Annotated in this window: 25 protein-coding genes, 1 tRNA gene and 1 rRNA gene; 10 read left to right on the plus strand and 17 right to left on the minus strand. The window is 48.8% G+C overall.

Features of this window, described 5'->3' with window-relative positions:
- Positions 1 to 108: 108 nt before the first annotated feature.
- From HQN87_RS15100 to HQN87_RS15115, 4 genes are all read right to left on the minus strand, one after another.
- Positions 109 to 199: transfer RNA gene (locus HQN87_RS15100), tRNA-Ser, on the minus strand.
- 77 nt (positions 200 to 276) lie between these two features.
- The gene (locus HQN87_RS15105; RefSeq protein WP_173134677.1) at positions 277 to 489 is read right to left on the minus strand and encodes a DUF951 domain-containing protein; all 213 of its coding nucleotides are present in this window, start codon (positions 487 to 489) and stop codon (positions 277 to 279) included.
- Positions 489 to 1,523 carry a mechanosensitive ion channel domain-containing protein gene (locus HQN87_RS15110; protein ID WP_173134682.1) on the minus strand — a complete coding sequence of 345 codons (1,035 nt, stop codon included), beginning with the start codon at positions 1,521 to 1,523 and terminating at the stop codon, positions 489 to 491. The genes HQN87_RS15105 and HQN87_RS15110 overlap by 1 nt, the downstream gene beginning before the upstream one ends.
- On the minus strand, positions 1,516 to 1,791 hold the full coding sequence (locus tag HQN87_RS15115; RefSeq protein WP_173134685.1) for a putative Se/S carrier protein: 276 nt from the start codon (positions 1,789 to 1,791) through the stop codon (positions 1,516 to 1,518). The genes HQN87_RS15110 and HQN87_RS15115 overlap by 8 nt, the downstream gene beginning before the upstream one ends.
- Positions 1,792 to 1,991: 200 nt before the next feature.
- Here HQN87_RS15115 and yyaC point away from each other — a divergent pair, with 200 nt between their 5' ends.
- A complete protein-coding gene (gene yyaC, locus HQN87_RS15120) occupies positions 1,992 to 2,600 on the plus strand; it encodes a spore protease YyaC (protein WP_173134688.1) in 609 nt (202 codons plus the stop codon).
- On the opposite strand, the gene HQN87_RS15125 is transcribed toward yyaC, so the two are convergent.
- The 12 genes from HQN87_RS15125 to rpmH form a co-directional block, all read right to left on the minus strand.
- A complete protein-coding gene (locus HQN87_RS15125) occupies positions 2,572 to 3,072 on the minus strand; it encodes a DUF4446 family protein (RefSeq protein ID WP_173134690.1) in 501 nt (166 codons plus the stop codon). The genes yyaC and HQN87_RS15125 overlap by 29 nt on opposite strands.
- Before the next feature lie 266 nt (positions 3,073 to 3,338).
- The gene (locus HQN87_RS15130) at positions 3,339 to 4,502 is read right to left on the minus strand and encodes an aminotransferase class V-fold PLP-dependent enzyme (protein WP_173134692.1); all 1,164 of its coding nucleotides are present in this window, start codon (positions 4,500 to 4,502) and stop codon (positions 3,339 to 3,341) included.
- Between the two features lie 93 nt (positions 4,503 to 4,595).
- Positions 4,596 to 5,438 carry a ParB/RepB/Spo0J family partition protein gene (locus HQN87_RS15135; RefSeq protein WP_173134693.1) on the minus strand — a complete coding sequence of 281 codons (843 nt, stop codon included), beginning with the start codon at positions 5,436 to 5,438 and terminating at the stop codon, positions 4,596 to 4,598.
- Positions 5,431 to 6,192, minus strand: coding sequence for a ParA family protein (locus HQN87_RS15140; protein ID WP_173134694.1), 762 nt, complete (start codon positions 6,190 to 6,192; stop codon positions 5,431 to 5,433). Before HQN87_RS15140 ends, HQN87_RS15135 begins: the two co-directional genes overlap by 8 nt.
- 206 nt (positions 6,193 to 6,398) lie before the next feature.
- The gene (gene noc, locus HQN87_RS15145) at positions 6,399 to 7,214 is read right to left on the minus strand and encodes a nucleoid occlusion protein (RefSeq protein WP_173134695.1); all 816 of its coding nucleotides are present in this window, start codon (positions 7,212 to 7,214) and stop codon (positions 6,399 to 6,401) included.
- A gap of 341 nt (positions 7,215 to 7,555) precedes the next feature.
- Positions 7,556 to 8,278, minus strand: a complete 723-nt coding sequence (gene rsmG, locus HQN87_RS15150; RefSeq protein WP_173134696.1) for a 16S rRNA (guanine(527)-N(7))-methyltransferase RsmG — start codon at positions 8,276 to 8,278, stop codon at positions 7,556 to 7,558.
- A 3-nt stretch (positions 8,279 to 8,281) separates the two neighbouring features.
- The gene (gene mnmG / locus HQN87_RS15155; protein ID WP_173134698.1) at positions 8,282 to 10,168 is read right to left on the minus strand and encodes a tRNA uridine-5-carboxymethylaminomethyl(34) synthesis enzyme MnmG; all 1,887 of its coding nucleotides are present in this window, start codon (positions 10,166 to 10,168) and stop codon (positions 8,282 to 8,284) included.
- A 16-nt stretch (positions 10,169 to 10,184) separates the two neighbouring features.
- Positions 10,185 to 11,561: a tRNA uridine-5-carboxymethylaminomethyl(34) synthesis GTPase MnmE gene (gene mnmE, locus HQN87_RS15160; protein WP_173134700.1), complete on the minus strand. Its 1,377-nt coding sequence runs from the start codon at positions 11,559 to 11,561 to the stop codon at positions 10,185 to 10,187.
- Between the two features lie 112 nt (positions 11,562 to 11,673).
- Complete coding sequence (gene jag / locus HQN87_RS15165) at positions 11,674 to 12,408, minus strand: RNA-binding cell elongation regulator Jag/EloR (RefSeq protein ID WP_173134703.1); 735 nt, start codon at positions 12,406 to 12,408, stop codon at positions 11,674 to 11,676.
- The gene (locus tag HQN87_RS15170) at positions 12,405 to 13,328 is read right to left on the minus strand and encodes a YidC/Oxa1 family membrane protein insertase (RefSeq protein WP_173134705.1); all 924 of its coding nucleotides are present in this window, start codon (positions 13,326 to 13,328) and stop codon (positions 12,405 to 12,407) included. Before HQN87_RS15170 ends, jag begins: the two co-directional genes overlap by 4 nt.
- A gap of 87 nt (positions 13,329 to 13,415) precedes the next feature.
- Positions 13,416 to 13,766 carry a ribonuclease P protein component gene (gene rnpA, locus HQN87_RS15175; RefSeq protein WP_173134708.1) on the minus strand — a complete coding sequence of 117 codons (351 nt, stop codon included), beginning with the start codon at positions 13,764 to 13,766 and terminating at the stop codon, positions 13,416 to 13,418.
- 395 nt (positions 13,767 to 14,161) lie between these two features.
- On the minus strand, positions 14,162 to 14,296 hold the full coding sequence (gene rpmH / locus HQN87_RS15180; RefSeq protein WP_039295761.1) for a 50S ribosomal protein L34: 135 nt from the start codon (positions 14,294 to 14,296) through the stop codon (positions 14,162 to 14,164).
- Between the two features lie 741 nt (positions 14,297 to 15,037).
- Here rpmH and dnaA point away from each other — a divergent pair.
- The 6 genes from dnaA to gyrB all read left to right on the plus strand — a co-directional run bounded on the left by dnaA (position 15,038) and on the right by gyrB (position 21,362).
- Entirely contained in the window at positions 15,038 to 16,384 is a 1,347-nt protein-coding gene (gene dnaA / locus HQN87_RS15185) for a chromosomal replication initiator protein DnaA (protein WP_173134711.1), read from the plus strand.
- 196 nt (positions 16,385 to 16,580) lie between these two features.
- Complete coding sequence (gene dnaN, locus HQN87_RS15190) at positions 16,581 to 17,723, plus strand: DNA polymerase III subunit beta (RefSeq protein WP_173134714.1); 1,143 nt, start codon at positions 16,581 to 16,583, stop codon at positions 17,721 to 17,723.
- Positions 17,724 to 17,770: 47 nt separating this feature from the next.
- Positions 17,771 to 17,998: a S4 domain-containing protein YaaA gene (gene yaaA, locus HQN87_RS15195; RefSeq protein WP_173134718.1), complete on the plus strand. Its 228-nt coding sequence runs from the start codon at positions 17,771 to 17,773 to the stop codon at positions 17,996 to 17,998.
- 23 nt (positions 17,999 to 18,021) lie between these two features.
- Positions 18,022 to 19,140 carry a DNA replication/repair protein RecF gene (gene recF, locus HQN87_RS15200; RefSeq protein WP_173134721.1) on the plus strand — a complete coding sequence of 373 codons (1,119 nt, stop codon included), beginning with the start codon at positions 18,022 to 18,024 and terminating at the stop codon, positions 19,138 to 19,140.
- Between the two features lie 16 nt (positions 19,141 to 19,156).
- The gene (gene remB, locus HQN87_RS15205) at positions 19,157 to 19,405 is read left to right on the plus strand and encodes an extracellular matrix regulator RemB (RefSeq protein ID WP_036728071.1); all 249 of its coding nucleotides are present in this window, start codon (positions 19,157 to 19,159) and stop codon (positions 19,403 to 19,405) included.
- 46 nt (positions 19,406 to 19,451) lie between these two features.
- On the plus strand, positions 19,452 to 21,362 hold the full coding sequence (gyrB, locus tag HQN87_RS15210) for a DNA topoisomerase (ATP-hydrolyzing) subunit B (RefSeq protein WP_173134724.1): 1,911 nt from the start codon (positions 19,452 to 19,454) through the stop codon (positions 21,360 to 21,362).
- Between the two features lie 65 nt (positions 21,363 to 21,427).
- On the opposite strand, the gene HQN87_RS15215 is transcribed toward gyrB, so the two are convergent.
- The gene (locus HQN87_RS15215; RefSeq protein WP_173134727.1) at positions 21,428 to 22,327 is read right to left on the minus strand and encodes a YheC/YheD family protein; all 900 of its coding nucleotides are present in this window, start codon (positions 22,325 to 22,327) and stop codon (positions 21,428 to 21,430) included.
- Between the two features lie 297 nt (positions 22,328 to 22,624).
- Here HQN87_RS15215 and gyrA point away from each other — a divergent pair, with 297 nt between their 5' ends.
- From gyrA to HQN87_RS15230, 3 genes are all read left to right on the plus strand, one after another.
- On the plus strand, positions 22,625 to 25,165 hold the full coding sequence (gene gyrA / locus HQN87_RS15220; protein WP_173134731.1) for a DNA gyrase subunit A: 2,541 nt from the start codon (positions 22,625 to 22,627) through the stop codon (positions 25,163 to 25,165).
- Positions 25,166 to 25,328: 163 nt separating this feature from the next.
- Positions 25,329 to 26,429, plus strand: a complete 1,101-nt coding sequence (locus HQN87_RS15225; RefSeq protein WP_173134734.1) for an HD-GYP domain-containing protein — start codon at positions 25,329 to 25,331, stop codon at positions 26,427 to 26,429.
- A 373-nt stretch (positions 26,430 to 26,802) separates the two neighbouring features.
- Positions 26,803 to 26,926: ribosomal RNA gene (locus HQN87_RS15230) — 16S ribosomal RNA — on the plus strand; the annotation flags it as partial.

The following is a 26,926-nucleotide window of genomic DNA, read 5'->3' on the forward strand; positions in this document are numbered from 1 at the left end:
GTCTCTCTTTTTGCATCCCGTATAAGGATGATAAGACGCTATATGACGCAACAAAAAAGCCTCCGTATCAGAACGGAGGGCTCGTAGTTAAGGATATAATTGCTGAAGTGGCGGAGAGGGTGGGATTCGAACCCACGCACGCTGTGACACGCCTAACTGATTTCGAGTCAGCCCCCTTGGGCCTCTTGGGTACCTCTCCGCAGCAAGAATTATTGTATCATGCCAGCATTACAATTGCAAGCTTATTGTACTAACGTTTCGCCTCCTGCGGCAAGCTTAATTATTCTCTGCTCCGCCCTCCGCTGAATGCAGAACCTTCTTCATATTCTTCTCGAATTTGGCCCGGGGAATGAGGACACTATGCTGACAGCCTGTACACTTAATCCGGATATCCATCCCCATACGGATGATCTCCATCTCGTTCGTTCCGCAGGGATGCTGCTTCTTCATCTGTACTATATCACCCAGCCCGAATACTTTGCGTTCCATCACTCTTCCCCCTCTTCTCCCTCTTGCGCAGCAGCCACCTGTCTTCTGGGGCCTGCCTCATGCTCCTCACGGGCTCTGCGGGCGTCATCTGCGAGTTCCTGCTCACGCAACGCTTGTGCCTCCCTTGCTTCTCTTTCCGCCTGCTCACGGGCCTCCTGCTCGGCCTTAGCCGCTTCCAGGGCACTCTGCTTCTCCAGCGCCTGCTTAATATCATTCTGAATCTGCCGTTCAGCCGCATCCCTGGCATTAGGCATACAATTCGCCGCTACCCGGATGACATACTCCGATGTGCTCATCGACTGGATTCCCAGAATGTTAGGATAGGCAATGACGCTTGAACTCCGCTCCTCGATTCCCTGAAGCGCCTCACCGATCAATGAGAGGGTAGCTTCAAGTCCCCGCTCTATTTTGACCGGAACATCGACTACTGCCAGTGCATTCGCCAGCGAATAATTCGTGACATTAACAATCGTGCCATTGGGAATGATATGTACCTCTCCCGTAGCGCTTAGCAGCCTTGTCGTTCTCAGGCCAATCATCTCCACCGTCCCCTTATAGGTTCCGCTCTGGATGACATCGCCGACTGCAAATTGATCCTCAAAAATGATAAAGAATCCGGTAATCACATCTTTGACCAAACTTTGCGCGCCGAACCCTATAGCCAGTCCGACAACCCCGGCCCCGGCGAGCAGCGGCTTCAGATCGAAGTTGAACTCCGACAGAACCAGCAGAATCATGGTGAAGTTACAGAAGAAGCTAACCACATTCTTCATCAGCCCGCCTACCGTGGAGAAACGGCGGTTATTTGCTAACATTCTCCCCCTCGTCTCCCGCTCCAGGGAACGGTCAATAACGCCCGAGACCACTCTGATAATCACCCGGGTCAGAATGAAGATCAGGAGAATCCGTATCCCCGCAAACAGCACGGCGGCCCACATATCCATATTGGTTATCCAGTCCCATATTCTATCCTTGAAGCGGACTGCATCCTTGAGGGCTTCTCCGCCAGTTGTTTCCAGTATCCAGTTATTCATCGAACCCCTCCTTCTCCTCCACCTCTACATAACCATCACCATGAGCGGCTTTGGCATAGATTCCGCGGATTTCTATATTCTGCTCTGACACAAGGACCCGTACCTCTTCCAGAGCATTCCGGTAGAATTGGATCGACATCGCACAGCCGGCAGTGATCTCCTTGGGTGTAGGAAATATATCAATTTCAATCTCCGCATATTCAAGCAGCATCTCAGCGCGCAGCGCCTGCTGGGTCGAATCAAAGGCTATCAACAATTCCTCTTCCAACTTCAGGCCGCCTCCTTCTGGGCTATTCGTCCTATCTATTGCTGCCATAGTATAAAAAACCACTCTTATCCATATACTAGGATCATCAGAAATCTCTTCCGCGGACTTAAACTTTGCGTGATCAGCAGCCTTGCTGCCAGCCTCTTCATCAGCTGATCTTTCCCGTAATTCGCAGTCGCCGCCTCAGAAAGGACGATTATATGAATTTCTCTTCTAAAGCTCCGTCATTGCCAGAGCCATCCTGTTTAAAAATATCACATGCTGACCCCAATATCTATTCTGCTATTACCCATCGGCTGCTTTTTCACATTTCAAGGACCCGTCCCGATACGCCCATTGTGATTATCTGCGTGGGAACGGACCGCTCTACCGGCGATTCACTCGGCCCGCTGGTCGGCACTACCCTGGCCCGCTTTCACAGCCCCCTGTTCCATCTTTATGGAACGCTGGAAGATCCGGTACATGCCATTAACCTGGAAGAGACCCTCTCCCTCGTGTATGAGAAGCACCATAACCCATTCATCATCGCCATTGATGCCTGTCTGGGCCAATCCACCAGTGTCGGCTGCATTCAAGTCGTTGAAGGGCCTCTACGGCCGGGCGCGGGGGTCAATAAGCAGCTTCCGCCGGTTGGGGATATCCATTTGACGGGTATTGTAAATGTCGGGGGATTCATGGAATACTTCGTATTACAGAACACAAGATTAAGCCTTGTGATGCGATTGTCGGATATCATTGCCTCCAGCCTCTACTCAGCCTTGAAGCAATGGAATCTTCACTCTAAATCTGCTGCAACGCGAGAGCAATAACTTCCTTCTCCTCCGGAGACAGCGGGTATGGCGACTCCCCTTTTTCAAGGGGCTTGGCATAGATATATGAGTTCTCGCGGTTGTGCAGACTGCTCAGCACAATTCCGCTATGGTTGTCATCCAGTATGGCAAGCGAGAAGCTCAGGTCATTGCCGCGCTCTCCAAAAGCATTATAGCGCTTAATCGCCACCTTCGATTTCATGCCGCGCATTTTGGCGTGTGCCGCTTCAATAAGCACCTTCTGCTCCTGCTGCGCCTCCTCCAGCATATCTCCCTGATTCTTCAGATTGACCAGAAGACTCTCCAGATCCTCTATACCATTGCCGCTCATCATTGCTTCATATTTCCGCCGCATTTTGCGAAGCCTTGCTCCCTGGACAATAATCATCACCGCCATCAGCACGATTACCACGGCAAACCCCATGATGAACAATGATAATTGTTCACTTATGATTTCATTTAGTTCCGACATTATGGATCATCCTTTATACAAATATAAGAATTCGTTGGTTTCACATGATATATAAGACGCACTTAAGATTGAACTTGAAGCTTCATCGTCACTGCGGTGAACATTTGGACTTTCGGCCGCTGTTGTCCCCAGATTTCTCGATTTATTCCGCTCTTCGCGGTGGAAATCCGGTGACAAAGGCGGTCGCTACCGCTCCTCCAGTTCCAAATTCCCCCTCCGCTTCTTTTGCTTTTTGTTTATTTCTTTAGCACTTCTTATATAGCTTGTTATTTTGCACGTAATACGCCGAACATCTCCTTCACGGCCGTTACCAGCCTATCCACATCCGCTTCCGTTGAACTCACTCCGACACTGGCTCTTACCGCCCCGCTATCCAAGGTATCTGCAGCTTTATGAGCCAGCGGCGTACAATGCATACCGGCACGCACGGCAATATTATATTCGCGGTCCAGGCGATGCGCAATATTGGCCGATTCTTGTCCTTCAATAGTAAAAGCGACAATTCCGCTGCGCTGAGCACCCGGCGCCGGGCCGAGAATCCGAATGGCCGGAACAGCAGCTAGTCCCTCCATCAGCAGCTGCGTGAGCTTCCATTCCTGCTTATGAATCTGTTCTATTCCCAAAACCTTGACTGCCTTCACGCCAGCCAGTAATCCGGCTATCCCCACTGCATTCTGTGTCCCCGCCTCATAACGATCTGGACGAACACTTGGCTGATCACTGTTCTCTGACTGGCTGCCCGTCCCTCCATGCATTAGAGGCTCCAGATCCAGCGCGGGAGATATATACAGACCACCGGTCCCTTGCGGTCCCAGCAGCCCTTTGTGTCCCGGAAATGCCAGCAGATCAATATTCATTGCGGACACATCAATATCCAGCGCCCCTGCACTCTGCGCAGCATCGACCAGAAATACCGCCCCATGTAATTTCACAATATCACCAATATCCCCGATAGGCAGAATACTTCCAAGGAGATTGGAGCTATGGTTGCAGATCACCATCCGGGTGTTATGCCGTAGAGAACGCTGAAGCTCCTGTAGATCGAGTTGACCCTCAGGGCTTACCTGTACATAATCCACTTCAATCCCGATCGTCCGGCGCAAATATTCCAAAGGTCTGCGTACAGAATTATGCTCCGTCATCGTGGAGATGACATGATCCCCTGGTTGAAGTGTACCCTTAATAGCCATATTTAGCCCCATAGTAGTGTTATGAGTAAAGGCAATATCCTGGGCATTAGATACACCGAACAGCTCTGCCAGGAACGCCCGGGCTCGCACCAGCACCCTTCCCGTTCCAATAGCCAGCGAATGGTTTCCGCGTCCGGCATTTGCTCCTGACTGCTGCAAGGCTTCCATCATCGCTGCCGCCACCTCAGGCGGCTTAGGCCATGAAGTAGCTGCATGATCGAGATATACCAGCCTGTCCATTTCTCCACCTCCGTTTTTCCGGTTTAAAAAACATATCCCTCCATATCCGTATTAAGGATATCTCAGGATATGTTTTCGGCACAAATATCCACATCAGTTCCCCAGCAGCTCCAGTAATCTTTCCAGGTCTTGGGCACTGTAATAGTTTAATTCGATTTTCCCTTTTTCCTTGCCTTGTTTGATCTTGACCGTTGTCTTGAAGCGCTCCCGCAATACTTCCTCAACATTATCAATATAAGGATCACGTTTGACGACCTTTGCCTTGATTCCGTTAGCCGGTTTGCGGTCAAGATTCTTCACTACCTCTTCAAGCTCTCTAACACTCCATTGAAGCTCTACACACTGCTCAGCTAGTTGCTTGATCATCTCCGGGTCTTTCAGAGCGACAATCGCCCGGGCATGTCCCATTGAAATTGTTCCACGTGAAACATAATCCTTCACTTCCTCCGGCAGACTAAGCAGCCGCAAAAAGTTAGCGATATGTGATCTGGACTTTCCGACCTTAAGTGATAGCTCCTCCTGGGTCAGCGAGAATTGATCCATTAAGCCTTGATAGGCTACTGCGATTTCCATGGCGTTGAGATTCTCACGCTGCAGATTCTCTATCAGAGCTATCTCCATAACCTGCTGATCACTGAGACTGCGTACCACTGCTGGAATAGTAGCTTTACCACAATACTGCGATGCCCGGAATCTGCGTTCCCCGGCAATAATCTCATACCCTTTTAAGACACTACGAACAATGATTGGCTGAATTACCCCATGCTGTCTTATGGATTCTGCAAGCTCCTGGATAGCCTCTTCATTGAAGTCCTTCCGCGGCTGATAGGGATTGGCTCTCAGCTGCGTCAGCGGAATTTCAACCACCTTGTCATCCTCGTTTATCGACAGAGAAGGTATCAATGCATCCAAGCCTTTCCCCAAACGCTTACTCATAAGAGATCACTTCCTTTGCCAGCTCTAAATATACTTCCGCCCCTTTGGAACGGGAATCATAAGTGATAATGGATTGTCCGTGTGAAGGAGCTTCACTTAAGCGTACATTACGCGGGATAATCGTTCTGTATACCTTTTCCTGGAAATATTTCTTCACTTCTTCAATAACTTGAATCCCCAGATTGGTGCGGGCATCAAGCATGGTAAGCAATACGCCTTCTATTTTGAGATGCGGATTAAGATTCTTCTGGACCAGCCGTACGGTATTGAGAAGCTGGCTTAGTCCTTCAAGCGCATAGTATTCGCATTGGATAGGAATGATCACTGAATCTGCTGCTGTCAGAGAGTTAATGGTAAGAATACCCAAGGATGGAGGGCAATCAATGATAATATAATCATAGTTGGCCTTAACTGCATTCAGTGCCTTCTTCAGCTTCAGTTCTCTGGAAATCGTGGAGACCAGTTCGATCTCGGCTCCTGCCAGTTGAATAGTTGCCGGAATAATATGAAGACCTTCGATCCGGGTCTCCAATATCGTCTCCTGCGGGTCTACTTCATTAATTAGAATATCATAAATGCAATTTGCTACATCCGCTTTGTTGACGCCAACGCCGCTCGTAGTGTTGCCTTGGGGGTCAATATCAACGAGCAGCACTCTCTTCCCCAGAGTAGCCATACCGGCACCCAGGTTCACAGAGGTTGTTGTTTTACCGACCCCGCCTTTTTGATTTGCTATGGCAATAATCTTGGACACTTATTTCACCTCGAATTGTTTAGAAAGAATCATCTTGTAGTTCATAGCTGTTGACGGCATAATCATCTGGATCTACGGCATCACATTTGCGAAATGTTGACAAATATACATAAACTAATTCTTAGAATGTATGTGTGATAACGTTTGGGGCTGGTCATAGAAAAGGCGGCCAACACCTCAGGGCCGCCTTCAGCTTTTGAAACCATTTATCTTTTTGGAATTTGGATAACAATCTCATAATGATCGCCACGATCATTCTCGGAGGTTTTGATCTCCATGCCTGAACCGGTCACCATGTCTATAGATTGACGAATTGTATTAAGAGCGAGACGAACATCTTTGGTATAGGAGGTCCGTTTTGATTTTTTGGTCTGGGTAACGGCCTTATAGAAGGCGATACGTGCTTCCGTTTGCTTAACATTTAACTCTTTGGAGATGATTTCAGCCAGAACCTTAAGCTGCATCTCTTCGCTGTCCAGAGATAAGAGCGAACGTGCATGACGCTCCGTGATTTTTCTTTCCATCAATGCAGTCTTGACCTGCTCCGGCAAATTCAGCAAGCGGATTTTGTTGGCTATCGTGGATTGGCTTTTGCCAAGCCGCTGTGCTAGACTTTCCTGGGTCAATTGATGTAGATCAATGAGCTTCTGATAGGCAATGGCTTCTTCTATAGAAGTTAAGCCCTCACGCTGCAGATTCTCAATCAGTGCAATGGAAGCTGCCTGTGAATCATTGAACTCCCGGACAAGCGCTGGAATCGTCTCCATGCCCAGCTTCTTGACCGCCCGCCAGCGTCTCTCACCTGCAATAATCTCATACTGGGAATCACGCATACGCACAACGATCGGCTGGATAACTCCATGAGTTTTGATAGTCTGACATAACTCATCTATCTTGTCATCATCAAAAATGGTCCGCGGCTGATACGGGCTGCTGATGACCTCATGAACCGGGATTTGTTTGATCTCTTCTCCGCTGCTCCGCTCGGTAAATCCAAAAAGCTTGGTGAATTGTTCTTTCATTCCGTTCATAACCACCTAATTTCGTTATAGTACGATCCTCATAAACCTTTCCTGCGAAAAGCTAATCGTACAGCGTAAGAAAGTATATCCAGTATTGATACAAACGATATACCCGGTTGTTGGCCTTAACGGCCATTCATATCTATTGAAAGTCTTACTATAGTATTCTATCACTTTTCTGCTAATAATCCTATTCTCCATAGTGACCTATTTTTCCTGCATTTCATCTTATATAGAGGAATCTATCCGGTGAGAATGATAACAAAAAAAAGATCAAGCTCATATCATCATGAGCTTGATCTTAAACCTAACGCTGCCAATTCTTTGTTTCACGTGAAACATTAGATCAGCGGCGATTTGGCAGGAACACCTGGTTTGCGCGGATATTTGGAGGGTGTTGCTCCAGTTTTACGAACGAGAATAAGGTGGCGGGAAGATTCTTCCACAGGCAGGCTAAAGGATTCAACCTTATGCAGTTCTGCACGCAGTTCCTTGAAGCTGCGTTTGGCCTCTGCCAATTCCTCAGTCGGGTCGCTGCCCTTCATCGCGGCGAAGATTCCATCTTTCTTGGTGAACGGCAGACAAAATTCATTTAAGAGCGATAGGCGGGCAACTGCACGGGCAGTTACAACATCATAAGCATCACGATGAACAAACTGTCTGGCAACATCCTCTGCCCGGCCATGAATAAGCTGTACACCGGTCAACCCCAGGGTATCACATACATGCTGCAGGAATGAGATGCGTTTGCTAAGTGAATCCACAATCGTCAGCTTTAGGTGAGGGAAGCATATTTTCAGCGGGATTCCAGGGAATCCCGCCCCTGAACCAATATCGGCAAGACTCTTCGTCTCATCCATATTAATGTAGAAAGCTAAGGACAAAGAATCGTAGAAATGCTTCGTATAGACTTGGCTCCGCTCTGTTATCCCCGTTAGATTCATCTTCTCATTCCAGGAGATCAGTTCCTGAAAATATAGTTCAAATTGTTCTAATTGCTTCATTGAGAGCTGTAGTCCATGCTCCTTGAGCAGAGCAGTGAACTGGGCTGTCGTGTTATCCATAGATTATCCTTTCGCCGCTGTGACACGGTTGTAATGCTCCAAATATACCAACAAAATCGAAATATCCGCCGGTGTAACTCCCCCGATACGGGAAGCCTGGCCTATGGAGATTGGAGCGATTTTGGTCAGCTTTTGCCGGGCTTCCATCGCCAGTCCATGAATCTCGTTATAGTTGATATCCTCAGGAATCTTCTTCTTCTCCATCTTCTGCAGCTTCTCCACATGCAGGAGCTGCTTCTCGATATATCCGGCATACTTAATCTGAATCTCAACCTGTTCCTTCATATCTTCATCCAGTTCTTCCAGAGAAGGTGAGATCATATCTACGAAGCTATAGGCAATCTCCGGACGGCGCATCAGAGTCAGCAGATTGCTTCCGTCAACAATCGGTGCTGATCCATAACCGGCGAGAGCTTCATTCACCTGAACAGGCTTCACCTTCGTTTCCTGCAGGCGGATGATTTCGCGGTCCACCCGTTCTTTCTTATCGAGGAAGGCTTCATACCGTTGCGCTGGAATAAGTCCGATGTCATATCCGATGGGAGTCAGGCGCAGATCCGCATTATCATGACGGAGCAGCAGCCGGTATTCTGCACGTGAAGTCAGCAGACGGTAAGGCTCATTGGTTCCTTTGGTGACCAGATCATCAATCAGAACACCAATATACCCTTGCGAACGGTCAAGCACCACCGGTTCCTTCTCCTGTACTTTACGCGCGGCATTGATGCCGGCAATGATACCCTGTCCCGCAGCTTCCTCATATCCAGAGGTACCGTTGATCTGTCCCGCTGTGAATAGTCCGGGCAGACGTTTGGTTTCCAGAGACGGCCAGAGCTGTGTTGGAACCATCGCATCATATTCAATAGCATAGCCGTTGCGCATCATCTCTACCTTCTCCATACCGGGGATAGAACGCAGTATCGCCAGCTGTACATCCTCCGGAAGACTCGTAGACAGACCTTGAACATAGTATTCCGATGTGTTTTTACCTTCCGGCTCCAGGAAGATCTGATGCTGTGATTTATCGCTGAACCGGACGACCTTATCTTCGATGGATGGACAATAACGCGGACCTGTTCCTTCAATAATTCCGGTGAACATCGGTGCACGGTGCAGGTTGTCATTAATAATCTGGTGGGTGACCGGTGAGGTGTAGGTGAGCCAGCATGGCAGCTGTTCATTATTCGATGACTTCGTTTCAAAAGAGAAAAACTTAAGCTTCTCATCCCCCGGCTGAATTTCCGTCTTGGAGAAGTCAATGGTATCCTTGTGTACCCGCGGCGGTGTTCCTGTCTTGAAGCGGACAAGATCGAATCCAAGCTCACGCAGATTCTCGGACAGCCGTACGGACGGCTGCTGATTATTCGGCCCGCTCTCATACGTCAGCTCACCCATAATCACTTTGCCGCGCAGATAAGTTCCGGTCGTCAGAATAACAGTCTTGCTGTGGTATGCCGTTCCGGTCTTCGTGACCACTCCGGCGCAGCGTCCGTCTTCCACAATCAGCTCCTCCACCATGCCCTGGCGCAGAGTCAGGTTAGGGGTCTTTTCCATCGTTTCTTTCATCGCATGCTGATAGAGGAACTTATCCGCTTGGGCACGCAATGCGTGCACAGCAGGTCCCTTGCCTGTATTAAGCATCCGCAGCTGAATGAATGTCTTATCTATATTGCGGCCCATTTCACCGCCCAGGGCATCAATTTCACGTACCACATGGCCCTTGGCGGGTCCGCCAATGGATGGATTACATGGCATGAAGGCCACCATATCCAGGTTAATTGTGATCATTAGTGTGCGGCAGCCCATCCGTGCAGCAGCCAGAGCCGCTTCGCAGCCGGCATGTCCGGCGCCAATGACGATAACATCATAGCTGCCTCCATCATAATTCATATCTGTTCCCTCCTTTTTATTTACCTAGACAGAATTGTGAGAAAATCTGATCCAGCAGAGAATCGGCAGCCGTATCTCCAATAATCTCCCCGAGCTGCTCCCAAGCCAGACGTACATCAATCTGTATCATATCTATAGGAATTAGCATCTCCGCCGCTTCATAGGCATCCTGCAGGGATCTATGCGCCTTCTTAAGCAGTGCTATATGTCTTACATTACTTACGTAAGTCAGATCACCCGATTCCAGCTTGCCTCCGAAAAAGAGTGCAGAGATCGCCTCTTCCAGCTTATCCAGTCCTTCCTCTTCCAGTACAGACATTGGGACAATACTGGCTTCATCAAAAAATGAGCGCAGCTTCCCCGTGTCCAGACGGGACGGTAAGTCCATTTTATTCATGATGACCAAGGCTTGTCTACCGTGGATTTGTTCCATAAGTGCCAATTCATCCTCATGAAGCTCATCATTTGCATTCAGCACCAGCAGAATCAGATCCGCATCGCTGAAGGCAGCCTTCGAGCGCTCCACACCGATTTTTTCCACCACATCCATTGTTTCACGGATTCCGGCAGTGTCCAGCAGCTTCAGCGGGATATTATTAATCGTTACATACTCTTCTATTACATCACGTGTTGTTCCCGGAATATCGGTTACAATCGCCTTGTTGTCACGGGCAAGCGCGTTAAGCAGTGAGGACTTGCCTACATTGGGCCGGCCCACAATCGCCGTGGTAATGCCTTCGCGCAGAATCTTTCCTTCATTGGCGGTTCGCAGCAGCTTATCAATGCCTGTCATTACTTCCCGGCTCTTATCCTTGATGAACTCGGACGTTAAGGATTCCACATCATGTTCGGGATAATCAATGTTTACTTCAATATGGGCCAGGGTCTCGATAAGGGTATGCCGAAGCTCATGAATACGTGCGGATAATGATCCGCTAACCTGCTTGAGCGCAACCGAGAATGCCCGGTCTGACTTGGAACGAATCAGGTCAATGACGGCCTCCGCCTGTGACAGATCGATCCGCCCGCCCAGAAAAGCGCGTTTGGTGAACTCCCCCGGCTCGGCCAGCCGGATATCCTGCTGCAGCAGCAGATCCATTATTCTTCTTACAGAGATCACACCGCCGTGGGCGCTAATCTCTACCACATCCTCCGTTGTAAACGAACGCGGTCCCTTCATTACCGTCACCAGTACTTCTTCGAGCTGTTCCCCGTCCAGCGGACTTACGATATGTCCATAATGTACCGTATGGGATTCAGCTTCCATTAAGGGGGTCCGGCTTTTGAACAAGGGGGCCACCTGGCTGATCGCCTGCGGTCCGCTAACCCGGATGATGGCAATCCCCCCCTCACCCAGGGCCGTTGATACAGCAGCAATAGTGTCACTAAGCATGTTGTTATTCACCTCTGGCTTGATCTATGTCAACGTAATTTATTAATATCCTTATATTTCAAAAAAACAATGACTCCTCGCATAGGTCAAGGAGTCATTGCGGCATATGGTTCTACTTCAAAGTTATAACGACGCGGCGGTTCGGTTCTTCACCCTTGCTGAGAGTGTTAACCTGCCGGTGATCCTGTAATCTGGAATGAATAATCTTGCGTTCCTGCGGGGACATCGGTTCAAGGACAACCTCTTTACGGGTCCTCACCACACGCCCAGCCAGACGGTCAGCCAGTTCCTCGAGCGTCTTCTTGCGGCGTTCACGGAAGTTCTCCGCATCCAGCACAAGCCGGATGAAGCTGTCTGAGTAACGATTGGCCACAATATTAGCCAAATACTGCAGAGCATCGAGAGTTTGTCCTCTTCTGCCAATCAGCAGCCCCAGATCCGGACCGGATATTTGCAGAATAGTTGATTCCTTGGAATGAACGATTTCAACTTCCACCTCAAGCCCCATGCTCTTGGCGACATCTACAATGAACTGAACGGCCTGTCCGTAAGCTTCCTCCACCGGGTGTCCGGAATCCTGGCGCGGTACGCCGCTGATCGCCTCTATATGGCTCTCTCTGGTTGACTGCTGAGACAGTAGCGGAGCACTCGCCGCTGATGCCGGTGCGGCTTCAGAGATCAAGGTTAATTCTACCTTGGCTCCCTTCGCACCGATCAATCCAAGGAATCCTTTTGACGGCTGTTCAAGTACGTTGACCGTTACCCGGTCTTTGTGAACTCCAAGCTGGTTAAGTCCGCGTTCTACAGCTTCTTCAATGGTTTTCCCTGTTGCGACGACTTTGCTCATTTTGACTTTTTGACCCCCTTCTTCCCTTTGCTGCCGTTGGCTCTTGCATTAGGAGTAACATCTTTGCGGGCGTTAGAGTTGCTGTTCTTGCTCTTCGTCAGGTTCACTTCTTTGGCGCTTACAGCAGCACTGGAGGCAGCAATTGCCGCTTTGTGCTTATCATTGTTGCGGTACAAGAAGTAGTTCTGAATAATAGTGTACAGATTGCTATAGAACCAGTACAGCGGAAGTGCAGACGGGAAGTTGTAGGACATGATGAAGATCAGAACCGGATATACCATCATCATGAACTGCATTGGACCCTGCTGTTGTACCGGGTTCATTTTGGTCATCATACGGGTCTGGATGAATGTCGTAGCAGCTGCAAGAAGCGGCAGGATGAACAGATGATCGGGCTTGCCAAGCTGCAGCCACAGGAAGTCATGAAGTCTAAGATCCGGGTTGTAGTAGATTGAATTGTATAGTGCGATAAAGATCGGCATTTGCACGATCAGCGGCAGACAGCCCGCCATCGGGTTAACCTTGTTCTCCTGGAACAGGCGCATCGTTTCCTGTTGTACCTTTTCAGGCTCATCTTTATATTTTTTCTTAATCTTCTCAAGTTCCGGCTGGATCGCCTGCATCGCACGTGAACTCTTCACTTGCTTCATTGTAAGCGGCAGAATCAGCGTACGGACAATGATAACCATTACAAGAACGGCTAATCCATACTGGCCATCAAACCACTTCGCGAAAGTATCCAGGGCAATGGCGAAATAATAGACTACATTACTCTGCCAGAAGCCTCCATTTTTCAAATCCTCCGTAGTGTGCGTCACTGTTGCCGCAGACGGAGAGCATCCCGACAGAACAGCGATCATTAGAACCATTAACCCGAGGAGAAGAAACATTTTTCCTCGCTTAGTCTTCATTAGAGACACTTCAAAACCCCTCTCATAAACATTCCATTGCACCGTAAATCATAACATAATTATGGATACAAATAAACAAGCCCTCTTCCGGCCCTTTTACTTGCGTAAAGCCTTTAGCAGCTTGGCTTTGCGCAGCACATGCAGCACACTTTTTTCAAGCTCGGCGTAATCCTTGGAAAGCGCTCCTTTTCTTACGATGAACACGATGTCCAGCCCCCCTGCAATTTCCGGCTCATGGTGGCGGACAATTTCCTTAACCAGCCGTCTCATCCGGTTGCGGACCACGGCGTTCCCGACCTTCTTGCTGACGGATATGCCTACACGGAAACGTTCCACCTCTCTTCTGGGGAACCAATACACCACATACTGATGATTCGCAAATGACTTCCCATGGCGGTATACGCGGCTGAAGTCGGCACGGTTTCGTAATCGTAAACTTTTGTGCACGGGAAAATCTCCTATTCAAATACCGGAATGTCTCCAGGCCCCGGTATTTCATCTTCTAATTAGTATAGTCATTCAAGGGATGCCATAAACGGCAGCTGTTACGGCCTTCGGGACACCCCGCTAAATGAAGTATAAATACTTATATTTAAAAAAAGCCCCGCAGTAGCGTTAACATCCCCTGCAGAGCCGATCATTTATCTTGTTGCAGCGGCAGATACAATGGCTGGTTGTCCGCTCACGGAGCAGCATCCAAATCTGCGCTATATATAGAAGAGAAGCAGAAACGGTTACGCCTTCTTCTAATAAAAAGACGGTCTCCGTTTCATTACATCCCTTATAGTTGAACAAATTCAGCGTAAAAAAGGACCACCGCAGTGGTCCCTAAGTGGCCTAACTTACGCACTCAAAACTTTTCTGCCTTTCAAGCGGCGGGCTGCCAGCACTTTGCGGCCGTTTTTCGTGCTCATTCTTTTGCGGAAACCATGCACCTTTTTGCGTTTGCTCACATTCGGTCTGAACGTCGGTCTCATGTATTGCACCTCCCTTACAGGAACTTAATTACTGTCATATAAGCAGAAACGGACTAAGCCGCCCTTAGAGTAGGGACAGTATCTACAAGTATTATCAATTAAATTTGGAGACATATCCTCACAGAAAACACCTTTATATATTTAAACACATAATTCAGGCAAAAGTCAACCTTGTTGGCTTCCTCCCTCTTTTTTAAATTTCTCAGCCTCTGACCTTGACCTCCGAAATTTTATCCCCAGGCTGCACCCGGCCTTCAAAATGATCACTGAAACAGCTTATCCACACTCCGGCACTTCAAAAATAATAATCCACAGGCCCGGATAGTTATCCACCTGTGATTAAAAAGTGATGCAGGTTGCTCACAGGTGAGTACAACCTGTGTATAAAAATATCGGAGCAATTGCAGAATCTGTCGAACGGTAAACAAATTATCAACAATATGTAGTGGTGTGCCTAAAAATTATACACAAGTGATTGAATTTGTGGATAAAATGGCGTGGCTCATTGAAAAACAAGGGGCGTTTTGCTATGATAGTATTACTTTTGAATGTGAATAGATTTGATTGTTCAATATCTTATCAACAAGCTGTGGATAAAGTTGTGAACAATTCAAATTTATCCATATTTTTTTGTCTCTTGATCTTGCACATTGGGGATAAGATTCAGCACCAACCCATTTTCTTCGACATTTCCACTCATGGCTGATGCCACATTTGGAAGATTTAAAGGAGTGACAGTCTGTGGACAGCCATACTTCCGAATTATGGCAGCAAATATTATCGATTATTCAGACCAAATTAAGCAAGCCGAGCTTCGATACCTGGTTCAAGGCCACCAAGGCCATGACGTTCAATTCCCAGGCTCTTATCATCTCGGCGCCAACAACCTTTGCCGTAGAATGGCTGGAAAGTCGCTATACCAAACTGGTAGGAGCAACGGTATATGAAGTCACCGGACAGCAGGTTGATGTCAAATTTGTAATTGAGGAGAACAAGCCCTCAGAGCCGGTTGTTCAACAAAGCGCACCCTCTCCTGTCGTTTCACGCGAAGAAGCACAGACGCATCTGCTCAATCCCAAATACACTTTCGATACGTTCGTGATCGGTTCGGGCAACCGTTTTGCGCACGCAGCCTCACTGGCTGTAGCCGAAGCGCCGGCCAAAGCTTATAACCCTTTATTTCTGTATGGAGGCGTAGGTCTCGGCAAAACTCACCTGATGCATGCGATCGGCCATTATGTGCTGGAGCATAACCCCAACAATAAGGTTATCTATATCTCGTCCGAGAAATTCACGAATGAATTCATCAACTCCATCCGTGATAACCGCGGCGAGAGCTTCCGTAACAAGTACCGCAATGTTGACATTTTGCTGATTGATGACATACAATTCCTGGCTGGCAAGGAGTCGACGCAGGAGGAATTTTTCCATACGTTCAATGCACTTCATGAAGAACGCAAACAGATCATCATCTCAAGCGACCGGCCTCCCAAGGAAATTCCCACGCTGGAGGAACGGCTGCGTTCCCGGTTTGAATGGGGTCTGATCACTGATATTCAGCCTCCGGATCTGGAGACACGGATTGCCATTCTGCGTAAGAAGGCCAAAGCGGAGAACCTGGACATCCCGAACGAAGCGATGATGTATATCGCCAATCAGATCGATACGAATATCCGGGAGCTGGAAGGCGCACTGATTCGTGTTGTAGCCTATTCATCGCTGACCAATCAGGATGTGACGACGCATCTGGCGGCGGAAGCGCTGAAGGATATCATTCCTTCCAGCCGTCCGAAGATGATCACCATGAACGATATTCAGCAAAAAGTCGGCGAATACTACAATTTGCGCATGGAGGATTTCAAAGCGCGGAAACGCACGAAGGCTGTTGCTTTTCCAAGGCAGATTGCCATGTATCTCTCCCGTGAATTAACTGATTATTCGCTGCCTAAGATCGGTGAAGCCTTCGGGGGACGCGATCATACGACTGTTATTCATGCCCATGAGAAGATTACGCAGCAATTAAAGGTGGACCAGGAGCTCTATAAAGTGGTAAATAATCTTGCGGAGAAAATTAAAAATCCTTCCTAAGAGGAACAAAGAGCCTATACACAATCTATACACATGTGGGTAGGCTTAATTTTATGCTGTTTTGCGACTTATCCACATAAACGGAGCCCCTACTACTAATACTATTAAATAACTATAATAATTCATCTTCTAAGAGCACGTTTCAAAGAGGAATTACGTACACCCATTTCCCAATTTTTCAGCTAGGAGTGAAATCATGAAAATCAGCATTCTCAAAAACGAACTCAACGAATCCATAGGACATGTCTCTAAGGCGATCTCAAGCCGAACAACAATCCCTATTCTGACAGGAATTAAGTTTGAGGTTAGCCACCAGGGAGTTACTCTGACTGCAAGCGATACGGATATTTCTATCCAATCCTTCATCCCTGCCGAGAATGACAGCCAGACGATCGTCAAGGTAGAACAGCCGGGCAGTGTCGTGCTCCCCGCCAAATTCTTCGTCGAGATTATCAAGAAGCTTCCCTCCAAAGAAATACACATGGAAGTAAAAGAAGGCTTCCAGACCTACATCTCTTCCGGCTCTACGGAGATTCAGATTGTCGGTCTTGACCCTGAAGAGTTCCCTGTTCTTCCAAGCATTGAGGAGAATGAGACCATCTCCATGCCTGGTGACCTGCTGAAGAATATGATCAAACAAACCGCCTTCTCCATCTCTACACAGGAGACAACACCGATTCTGACCGGCATTCTGTGGAATCTGGCTGACAATGAATTCAAGTTCACTGCGACCGACCGCCACCGGCTGGCGACCAGAGCTGCACATCTGGAAGGCACGGAGAGTATCCAGTTTGCGAATATTGTCATCGCCGGCAAAACGCTGAACGAGCTCAGCAAAATCATCCCCGATCAGAATATGCTGGTGGATATTGTCGTAGCCGATAATCAGGTCCTGTTCAAAATCGACAAAGTGCTGTTCTATTCGCGCATCCTGGACGGCATTTATCCGGATACTTCTAGAATTATTCCAACCACCTACAAAACAGAACTAACTTTGGACACAAAAAAATTAAGCGAATCGATTGACCGCGCTTATTTGCTGTCCCGTGAAGAAAAAACGAACATCGTTCGGATGCAGACCCTGGAGAACGGCGATGTGGAGATCTCCTCCAGCTCGTCAGAGCTGGGTAAGGTCCGTGAGGAGCTGGAAGTGATTGATTTCAAAGGCGAGCCGCTGCGGATCTCCTTCAACTCCAAATATATGCTTGATGTGCTGAAGGTTGTAGAGAGCGAGCAGCTCGTAATCGCCTTCACCGGCATGATGAGCCCGATCATTCTTCGGCCGCTCGATGAGAGCCGCAGCCTGTATGTTATTTTGCCGTATCGGACAACTAATTAACGCCCGGTTCATGAACATGTGGATAAGTGGCGGAAAGGACTAAAATCATGAAAAAAATAGTTATCCACAGTGGATATATTAAGCTCGACCAGTTCCTGAAGCTCTCCGATTGTGTATCCACAGGCGGGATGGCGAAGGCGCTGCTGCAGGAAGGTCATGTACTCGTGAACGGGGAACCAGAAGAACGCCGTGGCCGGAAGCTCTATCCGGGTGATAAAGTAGAGGTACAGGATAACGGCGTGTTCGAAGTTGAAGGCGGCGGAGTCAAAGAGTAGTTCACCCAAGGAGGAACAGGGGATTGTTTGTCAAAAATATCGGTCTGCAGGATTATCGCAACTATGGGCTGCTGCGTCTTACGAATCTGGGCGATGTGAATCTCATTCTCGGCCAGAATGCCCAGGGCAAAACCAATCTCATGGAGGCATTGTTTGTCTTGGCCATGACCAAAAGCCATCGTACCTCCAAGGAAAAGGAGCTTATCTCCTTTGATGCCCCGTCAGGCTCTGCTCAGATTGTGGCCGAAGTGGAGCGTAAATACGGGGACCTTAAGCTGGAGCTAACCCTGTCCCCCCAGGGCAAAAAAGCCAGAATCAACGGACTTGAGCAGCGCCGGCTAAGTGAATTCGTTGGATCGCTGAATGTGGTGATGTTCGCTCCGGAGGATCTGGAGATTGTCAAAGGCACTCCGGGAATCCGGCGCCGGTTCCTCGACATGGAGATTGGCCAGGTTCAGCCGAGCTACCTGTTTCATCTGCAGCAGTACCAGAAGATTCTGGTTCAGCGGGGCAATCTGCTGAAGCAGCTGTGGGGCAAAGAGGCTGGCGGCAGGGAGCTTCTGGACATATGGGATGCCCAACTTGTAGAACATGGTGTTAAAATCGTCAAAAAAAGGAAACAATTCATAAAGAAGCTGCAAATATGGGCAGAAAGCATCCACCGGGGCATCACAAACGGCGGAGAAGAGCTCAAACTGCTCTATGTTCCCTCGTTCGGTGAGCGTGAAGAGGAAGATGAAGCTGTCTTATTAGACAATTTTATGTTAAAGTTATCACAAACAAGAGATCAGGAAATCAGGCGCGGCATGACGCTGACGGGTCCCCATCGGGATGACCTGTCCTTTTTTATCAACGGAAGAGAAGCTCAGGTCTACGGTTCCCAGGGACAGCAACGTACGGCAGCTTTATCGCTCAAGCTGGCGGAAATTGAACTGATTCATGAGGAGATCGGAGAATATCCTGTGCTGCTTCTTGATGATGTTTTGTCCGAACTTGACCCCTATCGTCAGACCCAGCTTATCGAGACCTTTCAGAGTAAGGTGCAGACCTTCATCACCGCCACCGGTGTAGAGGGGCTGAATGCTGACAAATTAAAGGGTGCAGTCCTGTATCATGTTCATGGCGGTAAAGTGGAGCTATAAAGAGCGGAGGAAGACCATGTATATTCATTTGGGCGGAGAAAAAATTATTCGATCCTCAGAGCTGATTGCTATATTTGATATATCGATTGAGAAATCCTCCAAGGTATCGAAGCAATTTATGACTCATTCCCAGCAGGATAAGAAGCTGGAACGCATTGGTGAAGAGGAAGCGAAGTCTATTGTCGTAACCAGGAATACTGTCTACTACTCCCCTATCTCCTCCTCCACTCTCAAAAAAAGAGCCAAAATCTTGTTAGAAATATAAGGTTCCACAAGTTACATGAGATAATCTGAAAGAAGTAGGTGAAGGCATGTCAATGAATCAACCGACATATGATGAGAGCCAGATTCAGGTACTGGAAGGGCTGGAAGCAGTTCGGAAACGTCCCGGCATGTACATTGGCTCCACTAGCGCCAAAGGTCTGCATCATTTGGTCTGGGAGGTTGTCGATAATAGTATCGATGAGGCGCTGGCAGGTTTTTGCGACCGGATTCAAGTCATAATTACTGAGAATAACAGTGTGACCGTTATTGACAACGGGCGGGGAATTCCTGTCGGTGAGAACGTCAAGCTGAAGAAGTCCACGCTTGAAGTGGTCATGACTGTCCTGCATGCAGGCGGTAAGTTCGGCGGCGGGGGTTACAAGGTGTCCGGCGGTCTTCACGGCGTTGGCATCTCTGTGGTTAATGCCTTGTCCGAAAAGGTAGTTGTCACTGTCAAACGTGACGGGCATGTCTACCAGCAGGAGTACAACCGCGGCGTGCCGCAATATGACATCCGAGTGATCGGGGATACAGAGGAGACGGGGACCACTACCACCTTCCACCCGGACCCGGATATTTTTACCGAAACCACTACTTTTGAATACTCCACGCTCCTTACCCGTATCCGGGAGCTGGCCTTCCTGAACAAGGGCATTGAGCTGTCACTGCTGGATGAACGGACCGGAGTTAACAATACGTTCAAGTATGAAGGCGGTATTGTGGAGTATGTGAAATACCTTAACGAGAAAAAAGAAGCTCTTCATGAGGATCCGATCTACGTGGAAGGCTCACGGGATATGATTGCGGTTGAAGTAGCTCTCCAATATAACGATTCATATACAGAGAATATCTATTCATTCGCCAACAATATCAATACCCACGAGGGCGGAACGCATGAATCCGGCTTCAAGAGCGCCTTGACGCGGATCATTAATGATTACGCACGCAAGGCTGGCGTGATCAAGGATAGCAGCCAGAATCTGACCGGGGACGATGTCCGTGAAGGTCTGACGGCGATTATTTCCGTCAAAATCCCCGAGCCGCAGTTCGAAGGCCAAACCAAGACCAAGCTCGGCAACAGTGAAGTCCGCGGGATTGTAGAATCGCTGTTCGGCGAGAAGCTGCAGGAGTTCCTTGAAGAGAACCCTGCTGTCTCGCGTAAGGTGCTGGAGAAGTCCTTGCAGGCTTCCCGTGCCCGTGAAGCGGCCAAAAAGGCCCGTGAGCTGACCCGCCGCAAGAGTGCGCTTGAAGTCAGCGCCCTCCCGGGTAAGCTGGCGGACTGCTCCTCCAAGGATGCGTCGATCAGTGAGCTGTACATCGTCGAAGGTGACTCGGCGGGCGGATCAGCGAAGCAAGGCCGGGACCGTCATTTCCAGGCGATTTTGCCGCTGCGCGGTAAGATTCTGAACGTAGAGAAGGCCCGGCTGGACCGGATCTTGTCCAATGCGGAAATCCGGGCAATTATCACTGCACTCGGAACCGGGATCAGCGATGACTTCGATCTCTCGAAGGCGCGTTACCACAAGGTGGTCATCATGACCGATGCGGACGTTGACGGTGCCCACATCAGAACGCTGCTGCTGACCTTCTTCTACCGCTACATGCGGAAGATTGTTGATGCAGGGTATATCTATATCGCCCAGCCGCCGCTGTTCAAGATCGAGCGCAACAAGGTCGTCCGCTATGCACAGAGCGAGAGGGAACGCGATGAGATTATCGCGACCTTCGGTGAGAATGTGAAAGTTAACGTTCAGCGCTACAAAGGTCTGGGTGAGATGAACGCTGCCCAGCTATGGGATACTACCATGGACCCTGAGACCCGCACCATGCTGCAGGTGACCATTGAGGATGCTATGCTGGCTGACAGCATCTTTGATACACTGATGGGGGACAATGTAGAGCCGCGCCGCGACTTCATTCAGGAGCATGCGCAATCTGTTAAGAATCTTGATATTTAAGCAACCTACAGCGAACCTCCGGTTCATCCCTTGCGGGTGAGGCCGGAGGTTTTTTTACAATAAGTCTACAGGCTGGATGTTCGCTTACGGCGGCGGGGAACAACGGTCCGGGTACGCTTCAGACGCCCATAGGCTACAGCATAACGGTAGATTTTGCGGTAAATCGCTTTGTTCGGGAAGATTTTGAAAACAATGATGGACGGCAGGGTGTTCACTTCAAGCAGCCACAGATCGTGATGCTGGTCTATAGCTACATCTAGTCCAATCTCTTTAAGGCCGGGGTAAGCCGTTTCAAGCTGGGCCCCAATTCTGACTCCCAGTGATTTTAGCTCCTGAAGGGTTACATTCCTTTCGTCTGGCGTCATATGCTCTTTGAACAGGGCCTCTACCGGGAAAACACTGCCTCCGCTGTGATAATTCGTGATTACCTTTTGCGGTGCGGCTACCCGGCCGAGCATGCCTGTGGTCTCCCAGCTCCCCTGAAGGTTCTTCTGCGTAAGCACCCGGAGATCAAAGGGCCGGTCCTGATGCCGGAGCAGATCAATGCCTTGCTGTACCAGATATGTGCGCTCTTTGATCCGGGGCAATAGAGCTGCGTGAAGCTCCTCAGGTGTATTAAAAACCTCGGCATCCTTCGCATATCTCAGAATATACATCAGCTTCGGCTCTATGGGCTCAGCTGGTGCTTCTGATTCACTGTCGCTGGCTACCGGATCTGAAGGATTGAAGAACTCCGGCTGCTGCTCACTGGGGCTCAAATGAACTACCCGCTGTTCAGCCCGCATCACTCCGCTGCCATAGGTACCGCGGTCCGGTTTAATATACACGGTGTGGTATAGATTCAGCAGTTCTTTCAGATCATTCAGGCTGTATTTGCGCGTTTCCGGAATGAAGACCGAGAGTTGACGGTTCTGCAGAATCACTTTCGTTTTAGCCCACTTGCTGGATACGCGTTGAATTCTCATTTTGTGCCTCCGTTTCTTTTACGCATAGCGAATTTTCAGGACAAGCTAACTAAATAATGTTATAATATAAGGATATGAGATTATGCTTTTTGGGACGAAAACAGGGTCATGAAGCCATTCTTCTTGTCTTTAACAGTCTATGTACTGAAGACATCAGCGGACAGGGCGTATACCCTTATCCGTACTAAAAGAAAATCAATATAGATGATAATAGGCTATCATGTTTAATTGTGCTGCTTTTGTGAAAGTAATATAATATAGGGTAGCGGTTTTTAACTGAAGGAGGTCCACCAACTCATGGCTGAACAAAATAACCCGCAAATCAGGGATCGGGACATTGGCGTGGAAATGCGCGAATCCTTTATGGATTACGCAATGAGCATCATTGTAAGCCGGGCTTTGCCGGATGTGCGGGACGGACTTAAGCCTGTTCACCGACGCATTTTGTTTGCGATGTCGGAACTTGGAATGTCCTCGGATAAGCCTCACAAGAAATCAGCGAGAATCGTCGGTGAGGTTATCGGTAAGTATCACCCTCACGGTGACTCAGCGGTCTATGAAACAATGGTACGTATGGCTCAGGATTTCTCCATGCGTTATATGCTTGTAGACGGTCACGGTAACTTTGGTTCCATTGACGGAGATATGGCAGCTGCGATGCGTTATACCGAAGCGCGCCTATCCAAAATTGCTGGAGAAATGCTCCGCGATCTGAACAAGGAAACGGTTGATTTCGCTCCCAACTATGACGGCGAAGAGAACGAGCCTGTAGTATTGCCTGCCCGTTATCCCAACTTGCTTGTTAATGGAGTAGGCGGGATTGCGGTTGGTATGGCCACCAACATTCCTCCCCATAATCTGGGTGAGGTCATTGATGGTGTACAGGCGATGATCAAGAATCCTGATATTACGCCTATGGAGCTTATGGAATATATTCAAGGCCCGGATTTCCCGACGGCTGGTTTTATTTTGGGTCGGGAAGGAATCCGTCAGGCTTACCGCACGGGACGCGGATCGGTTACGATGCGTGCCAAAGCGACAATTGAAGAGAATAACGGCAAAGCGCGGATTATTGTGCATGAGCTTCCTTATCAGGTCAACAAAGCCCGGCTCGTGGAGAAGATTGCTGAACTGGTGCGTGAGAAACGTATCGAAGGGATTACGGATCTGCGTGATGAGTCTGACCGTAACGGAATGCGCGTAGTGGTTGAAATGAGACGGGATGTGAATCCAAGTGTCGTACTCAACAATCTCTACAAGCATACCTCCATGCAGTCAACCTTCGGGATCAACATGCTGGCTATTGTCAACAAAGAACCGAAGATTCTGAACCTGCGTGATGTGCTGTATCACTATTTGCAGCATCAGATTGAAGTCATCCGCCGCCGGACCATCTTCGACCTTAAGAAGGCTGAAGCACGGGCGCATATTCTCGAAGGTCTGCGTATTGCCCTGGATCATCTGGATGAGGTTATTGCCCTGATCCGCGCCTCCCGCACAACCGATATTGCCCGGGAAGGCCTGATGGAGACCTTCAGTCTAAGCGTGGAGCAGGCGCAAGCGATTCTCGATATGCGGATGCAGCGCCTGACCGGTCTGGAACGCGAGAAGATCGAGAATGAATATAACGAGTTGTTGGCCAAGATCGCTGAATACCGTGAGATCCTGGCTAACGAGCATCTTGTGCTGGATATCATCAGCAATGAGCTGCAGGAGATTCGTGATAAATACTCCGATGACCGGCGCACGGAAATTACGGTTGGGGAAGAGAGCATTCTCGACGAGGATCTGATTCCGCGTGAAGAGGTTGTTATCACAATTACTCATACCGGTTATATCAAACGTCTTCCGGTCAACACCTACCGCAGCCAGAAGCGCGGCGGCCGCGGTGTAATCGGGATGGACACCAAGGACCAGGACTTTGTGGAGCATCTCTTCGTGAGTAACTCCCATAACTACCTGATGTTCTTCACCGATAAGGGTAAGGTGTACCGGATTAAGGCCTATGAGATTCCGGAGCTTGGACGCACCGCCCGGGGAACACCGATCATCAACCTGATCCAGATTGAACAGGGTGAGAAGATCAGTGCGGTTATCCAGGTAGAGGAAGCGGACAGCGACAAATACCTGTTCTTCGCTACCCGTGAGGGAATCGTGAAGAAGACGCCTCTGGAAGACTACAACAACATCCGTAAGGGCGGCCTGATTGCAATTAATCTCCGTGAAGAAGATTCATTGATTGAAGTGAAGCTGACGGACGGTGAGCAGAACCTGATTATCGGTACGGCACGCGGAATGTCCATTACCTTCTCGGAGAATGATGTCCGCTCTATGGGCCGCAGCGCTACCGGGGTTAAGGGCATCACGCTTGATGGCAATGACCATGTCATTGGTATGGACTGCGTGGACCAGGAGCTTGAGGTGCTGATTGTAACCACTAAGGGTTATGGTAAGCGGACACCTGCCAGCGATTATCGTTCCCAGACTCGCGGCGGTAAGGGCATCAAGACCATTAACCTTACAGACAAGAATGGGCCGGTTGTCGGGCTGAAGGTTGTCAAGCGGGACGAGGACCTGATGATCATTACGACCAGCGGTACCCTGATCCGGACCAGTATGGACGGGATTTCTACGATGGGCCGTTACGCGCAGGGGGTTAAACTGATTAACATCCGTGAGGATGATGCAGTGGCTACGCTGTGTAGAGCGGATAAAGAGGACGAGGAACTGTCAGAGCTTGAGGACGGCGAAGAAATGCAAGAAACTCCGGTTGAAGGCGATGGCGAAGTTAGCCAGCCTGAAGCGGATGCCGGAAATGAAGACGGCAATCTCGAATAATCCTTGTACAGGGAGAGCATGGGTTTCTGATTTTCAGAAGCCCATGCTCTTTTCTATATGTTCACACGATAACTTATCCTTCGACTTGCTATCTAGCCGCTTCCCGGGTTCCGTACTATAATTAGAGAATTACAGGTGTCACCGAAATAAAGGGGCTGGACTTATGCCAAACATATCCGTTGGAGAGATTAAAGCGGGGTCAAAGATTATTAAGGATGTAATCACTCCTTTAGGAGGAGTATTATTCGGCAAAGGCAAGATCATTCTTCCTCGGGATATTGAGATCCTGCAGGCTTTTTTGATCGGGCAGGTTGAAGTGGAAGGCGCTCAAGGGGAGGACAAGGCACCAGAGGGGTCCAAGCCGTCAGTGAAGCAGCAAGCAGCCAAGACAGGTGCCCTGATCAATGAATCGGTCCTGGCCAAAAGTAATTCTCCGCTTCATGATGAATATGAGAAGATGCTGGTGCTTATTAAGCAGAGCTATCGCGCGGCTGCCGCCGCTGCTCTTCCGATCTTTGAATTACGAAGCCAGCTTGAGCTGTTAATTACCCATTTGAAGGATTACCATGTCTTAAAGTTTGCTCCACGTGTGCTGCTTGACCAGGAATATAATTATCATAATGCTGTATTGTCTGCCCTAACTTCATATAGAATTGCCCAGTGGTGCGGATATCCGCAGAAGGACTGGATGCAGGCTGCCTTCGCCGGCTTGCTGCATGATATAGGTAACATTAAGGTGGATGAAGCTTTGCTGCAGAAGCCTACTCCTCTAAGCGGCACAGAGATAGACGAAGTACGCAGGCATACAACCTACGGTTATCAGTTACTGCGCAATGTCACCGCCATTAACGAAGGAGTCCGGTTAGCCGCTCTGCAGCACCATGAGAAAATAGACGGCTCAGGTTATCCGCTTAGGCTGGATGGCACCCAAATTCATTTCTACGCCAAAATTGTTGCAGTCGCCGATATCTTCCATGCCATGACGCTCGGGAAAGCCTACAGAAAAGCACAGTCGCCTTATCTGGTACTGGAGCAGCTTCAGAAGGAGAGCTTCGGTAAGCTCGATCCGGTTATCGTACAAACCTTCATTCAGAAAACAACAGATTTATACAACGGTACAAGAATACGGCTCAGTGACGGACGTCATGGGGAAATCATATTTACCGACCGCAATAACCCGACAAGACCCATGGTTCAGGTGGAGGGGAACATCGTAAATCTGGTCAATGAACGGGAGCTGCATATTCAGGAGATCATTGCTTAAGTACTTTACTGGCAGATCATCAGAGAGCTATGCTAACTTGATGCCTCTTAGGACGGTTATGATGAGCATAGCTTGGATGATAGCTTCAAAATAATGCTTGCAATGAACCTCTATCCGTGATATATTCTATTTCTGGCCGCGAAACATCAACGCCGAGCTCGAACAAGAAGTTGAAAAAAAGAGCTTGCATTGATCGGTTGGATGTGATATATTATAAGAGTTGCTGGTGACGCAGTAAGCGGCGCTGACAACGAGCTTGATCTTTGAAAACTGAACAACGAGTGAGTATCGGAAATCACTTCGGTGAGATCCAAAATAGAGAATGTAAATTCTCGTCAGATGTTTCAAAATGAGCAATCGCTCTTTCTAATACTAATTGGAGAGTTTGATCCTGGCTCAGGACGAACGCTGGCGGCATGCCTAATACATGCAAGTCGAGCGGAGTTATGAAGGAGCTTGCTCCGGATTAACTTAGCGGCGGACGGGTGAGTAACACG

Origin of the sequence: Paenibacillus tritici, from assembly GCF_013204885.1 — a bacterium.
GTDB classification, from domain to species: Bacteria; Bacillota; Bacilli; order Paenibacillales; family Paenibacillaceae; genus Paenibacillus_AQ; species Paenibacillus_AQ tritici.